This is a genomic window from Oscillibacter sp. (assembly GCF_032018205.1).
In the GTDB taxonomy this organism is placed as follows: domain Bacteria; phylum Bacillota; class Clostridia; order Oscillospirales; family Oscillospiraceae; genus Oscillibacter.
The window spans coordinates 1-4,480 of record NZ_DALZOY010000034.1; the positions used below are offsets into that span (position 1 = coordinate 1).

Sequence of the window (4,480 nt, forward strand, 5' to 3'; positions counted from 1 at the left end):
AAATCCTCAAACGCAAGAGATACACGGGTAAGAACCGCCAAAATAAGCGTATTCTGGGAAACAGCATTGAGCTGCGGCCAGAGATTGCAGCTAAGCGCGAGGAAGAAGGACACTGGGAGGGCGACACCGTCGTTGGCTTGCGTTCTGGTAAGGAATCCGTTGTTCTCACGCTCATTGAGAAGATGACCGAAAACTATCTCGCTATCCGCATTCCGGGCAAAACCAGCGCTGCTGTCATGGCAGCGATGAAGGTTCTCCGTTATGAATACGGCGACCGCTTCGGCCAGGTCTTTAAGACCATTACCGTAGACAACGGCTCTGAGTTTGCGGACTTCGCACAGGTCGCACAATGGGGTCCTGAGGTATACTTCGCACACCCCTACACCTCTTGGAAACGACCTCAGAACGAACGGCACAATGGCCTGTTCCGGCAGTATGTTCCTAAAGGTGTCTCCATTGAGCAGTTCTCAGAGGAAGAAATCCTTGCCTTTGCCGATGAGCTGAATGGACGCCCTCGCCGCAAGCTCGGCTACCGCACGCCGGAGGAGCTATTTGAGGCTTTCTTAGACAAAGTCTACGCCGCCTAAGAACACACACCATCTCTACCAAGGGTGTCCAACTTGAACTTGCAATTTGCGGAAAAATTATCTTGCTGAGAATCCGGATAAAACAGCAGAGGACTTTCTGAAACTGAAGGCTCTTTCGGATGAGATATACCATCAGCAAATTATAGTAGAAAATCGGACAAGCCGTTTGGACGTAAGTATTCATGCCTTAGAAGAAACGGAAGTCCTATCAACGGAATCTCCTGATTCAGAGATAATACATAATAGTGATACAGAGCAAGCAATGGAAGCCGCCCAGCGTCTTTTAAAAAGTGGGGAGCTTACAGAAATTCAACAGCGAAGATTTCTTATGCATTTTTTCAAAGGATACTCCTATCGTAAGATTGCAGCCAGAGAAGATGTTTTTTTCACCTCAGTTGCAGAGAGCATTACAGATGCTTCCCGCAAGCTTAAGAAATATTTTGATGGGATGCAAAGTTGTTTGATACAATGAGTTCGTATTGACTTAATACTTTAGCTATATCGCGAGAGATAAGCAAAATAATAGATTTCATTTGGACAAAATTTTTCAAGTCCTCCATTGTTACGGAAAGCTCGCTTGACATCTTCGGAAAATTGTAGTAGTATGTAGACACGGAAAGCAAACTTTACATTCGAGGAGTGATGCCCATGGAAAATCGACTTGAGGAAATTCGAAAGCAACGAGGAATTAAACAGGAGGAGCTGGCAGCCGCGCTTGAGGTGTCAAGACAGACCATAGGTTCGTTAGAGAACGGACGCTACAATCCTTCTATTCTGTTGGCTTTTAAGCTCGCACGATTTTTTGATATGAGCATTGAGGAAATATTCATCTACAAGGAGGAACACAAATGAAAAAGATGGGCTTCTATTATATATTTGCGGTGCTGGGCTTTGCGGTGCTGGTGGCTGGGCTTTGGCTGCTAAAGGCGAGCCAAAGCAGCAGTAGCATAGCACCATACCTTTGTGTAGGCTTCGGCTGTGGCATTTTCGGTCACAATGTGGGAGAACTCATAAGTCGCCACGCTGTCAAGAAAATTCCGGAAGTTGCTAAGCGGCTTGAGATAGAAGAAAATGACGAGCGCAATATTACTCTCCGTAACCGTGCACAGGCTAAGGCCTACAATATTATGTTACCAGTCTTCGGTGCATTGTTTGTATCGTTTGGACTGATGGGAGTAGAGCTGAAAGTCATTTTTCTACTTATAACAGCTTATCTGTTTGTCTGCGGTTGCAGTGTTTATTACCGCATCAAATATGAAAAAGAAATGTGATAACCCCCAATTGGATAGTTTCTTTGATAAATCAGAAATACAGGAAAAGGCAGCTGCAAAAATAGTGTAGCTGCCTTTTCTTGTATAATATGACGTGCATTATAGACTATTTTAGATTTATAAAATCAGAATAAGTCCGCCGGTTTAATACAAATCTTTTCGTCAAATCATATCTTTCCAATCTGGCCATTTGTTGTATCTCTTTCTGGTACATATCAGGAAAATTTCCCCGGTCATTAATTCCCATACTGCCTGTATCCAGAGGCAGGGAATCCAGCCACCCACCTTTTTCCACATCTGACTGAGTTTCCAGAGCGTGCATTTCTACGACCGTAGCAGAAAAGGGCTTAATATCCTTAATTCGTATGGTCTGTTCAGATTCCTCTCCGGTCTCCGTTACTCCCTTTGCCACTATAACGGGGCCTTTCTCAGTTGAACCCTCTGCATATTTGATATAATATAAGAGGCTGGTTCCGTTTCCGCCGGAATACATGCTTTCCTCCTGTTGGGATCATGACCAGTCCAACTTCTTGTCCGCACCCCCAAATGTATTCCTTTGTACGCCAAGATAGAGCTTGTAGAGTAAGCCTCCTTCATTCGTGACGGTGGTTTACTTATGCTCTGAAAGATGGTAGCGCCCATGTAAAAGCTTTACATGAACTATACTTCGGCGGAGCAGGTAAACTCGGCGCCTTTGTTTTTCTGGTTAATCCATTCAGTTGACGCATTCATTGCTGCGCGGCAGGCTTTTGTTCCGTCAAGGGCATTCAACATAACGAAATCATGGATGATCGCTTGAAAGCGCATGGCCGTCACTTCTACACCTGCTGCTCTGAGTTTCCGTGCATAGGCCTCCCCCTCGTCCCTAAGCACATCTGCCTCTCCGTTTAGGATCATAGCATCGGGGAGGCCCCTGAGCTGTTCAAGCGAGGCGCACAAAGGGGAAGCGGTGATTTCACAGCGATCTTTGTTGAAAGTGGTATATTGATTCCAAAACCATTGCATTCCTGCACGGTATAAGTAATAATAGCAAGCAAATTCGCGGTATGAACAGGTATTGAAATCGGCATTTGTAACGGGGTAATAGAGTAGCTGCTTATGTATCTTCAGACCGTTCCTGTATTTAGAAAAAATTGTCATTACAGTTGCCATGTTTCCGCCCACGCTGTCCCCTGCGACGGTGAGCGTGCTCATGTTTACTTGCCAGTTCAGCTTTGCAGCGATATGGGGGAGTTGCTGGAGGATGAAGTAGCACTGCTCGATGGCGGTGGGATATTTCGCCTCGGGCGACAGGCTATATTCCGGGAAAAAAAGCACAGAGTTTGTACGGGAAGCCAATTCTCGCACTAGTTTTTCATGTGTATGAAAATTTCCGAACACCCACCCCGCACCGTGCAGATAATAGATTACTGTTGGGACCCCGACAATCTTTTCGGGGCGAACGCAATTAACCGTCACAAGTCCGTACTTACCAGTTTCTATCTGTATAGTGGAAACAGAAGCGGGGCACTTGAATACTGGAGAATCCTGAGCATGATTCAGACGCTCGCGCCCTTCCTCCGGGGGGATTTGAAAGATCAAGGGCGGTATGGCGCTTTCGTTAGCAGCTTGAGCAGCGGGCAGTTCCAGCGGAATACAGCGTTTCATATGGTACTCCTTTCAAGCTAGACTACATTTTTTAATTATTGTATGCAAAAAAAATAATATTGGCACAAGGCAGCGTGAATCAGGCCTTGGGGCATTATTTATTTATGTTAAATGCAGCGTCCTAAGGGGACCTGTTTTTATATTATTTTGCCTTGCCTGTGGGCCTGAATAAGAAGGGCCACGGCTCCAACCTGATCAGCAACGGGGATATCATCAACCTGACGCATAAGCAGTTATGCATGCTGATGTTTATCTACCGAGACGGCGGATCTGATAAGAAACTGGAGGTTGTCGGATTGGGGGCGGTATGCTATAAAAGTCTGCGTTTGTGTATTTTCATACCTTATTTCCAAAATTTTACGTGCTATACTTTCAATATAAACAATGTGTGGTTGAAAGGGGAAAAATATTATGGGATCAGCTGTATTGGGTGCATTGATAACCGGGCTAATCATAGGTGCAATTCCTGCAATTGCAGGCGGCATAAGGGGAAAATTGGGATTAGGAATTGGCGGATTTGCTGCATGTGTAGTGGGTTGTTAATCTTGGGCAAGATTCTTTCAATCCCGCTGTGTGCGCTTTTCATGTTCTTGATTTTTAAAAAGAACGACAATCATCAGGGTACGGGCACGGTCCATGTAGCTACACCGAATTTAGCTTCTAATATAGAACACGACGATATTCTTCAACAAATACAAAAATTATCTGAATTAAAAGATTCCGGAGTATTAACCGAAGAGGAATTCTTACAAAAAAAGGAACAGTTGATTTCTGAAATTTAAATTAAATAGTTTGCTTGTAAATTGTATGCAGATTATTGATATAACTCGATTTATCCAAACCCTATGCTTAAAAAATACTATCGGTGAGTCCCATAAGGACTCACCAATTTTTATACTGTTTTTAAAATGGGTTTGATGTGGTTGCACGGTTCCGTGCAACCTTTTTGTTTTGACTCTGTATGTAGCGGAATTT

The 4,480-nt window shown here is 44.3% G+C and carries 7 protein-coding genes; 5 read left to right on the forward strand and 2 right to left on the reverse strand.

Annotated features, from left to right (window positions below; genetic code table 11):
- The 4 genes from RTU96_RS14650 to RTU96_RS14665 form a co-directional block, all read left to right on the forward strand.
- A partial coding sequence (locus RTU96_RS14650) for an IS30 family transposase (protein WP_312637389.1) occupies window positions 1-587 on the forward strand: 587 nt, incomplete at its 5' end.
- 166 nt (window positions 588-753) lie between these two features.
- The gene (locus RTU96_RS14655; RefSeq protein ID WP_312637390.1) at window positions 754-1,059 is read left to right on the forward strand and encodes a hypothetical protein; all 306 of its coding nucleotides are present in this window, start codon (window positions 754-756) and stop codon (window positions 1,057-1,059) included.
- A gap of 176 nt (window positions 1,060-1,235) precedes the next feature.
- Window positions 1,236-1,439 carry a helix-turn-helix transcriptional regulator gene (locus RTU96_RS14660; RefSeq protein WP_312637391.1) on the forward strand — a complete coding sequence of 68 codons (204 nt, stop codon included), beginning with the start codon at window positions 1,236-1,238 and terminating at the stop codon, window positions 1,437-1,439.
- Window positions 1,436-1,858, forward strand: coding sequence for a hypothetical protein (locus tag RTU96_RS14665; protein ID WP_312637392.1), 423 nt, complete (start codon window positions 1,436-1,438; stop codon window positions 1,856-1,858). The genes RTU96_RS14660 and RTU96_RS14665 overlap by 4 nt, the downstream gene beginning before the upstream one ends.
- A 106-nt stretch (window positions 1,859-1,964) precedes the next feature.
- Here RTU96_RS14665 and RTU96_RS14670 read toward each other — a convergent pair whose 3' ends face one another.
- Window positions 1,965-2,351: a hypothetical protein gene (locus tag RTU96_RS14670; RefSeq protein WP_312637393.1), complete on the reverse strand. Its 387-nt coding sequence runs from the start codon at window positions 2,349-2,351 to the stop codon at window positions 1,965-1,967.
- 167 nt (window positions 2,352-2,518) lie between these two features.
- Window positions 2,519-3,505, reverse strand: a complete 987-nt coding sequence (locus tag RTU96_RS14675; protein ID WP_312637394.1) for an alpha/beta hydrolase — start codon at window positions 3,503-3,505, stop codon at window positions 2,519-2,521.
- A 524-nt stretch (window positions 3,506-4,029) separates the two neighbouring features.
- On the opposite strand from RTU96_RS14675, the gene RTU96_RS14680 reads away from it, so the two are divergent.
- Window positions 4,030-4,287: an SHOCT domain-containing protein gene (locus RTU96_RS14680; protein WP_312637395.1), complete on the forward strand. Its 258-nt coding sequence runs from the start codon at window positions 4,030-4,032 to the stop codon at window positions 4,285-4,287.
- Window positions 4,288-4,480: the final 193 nt, after the last annotated feature.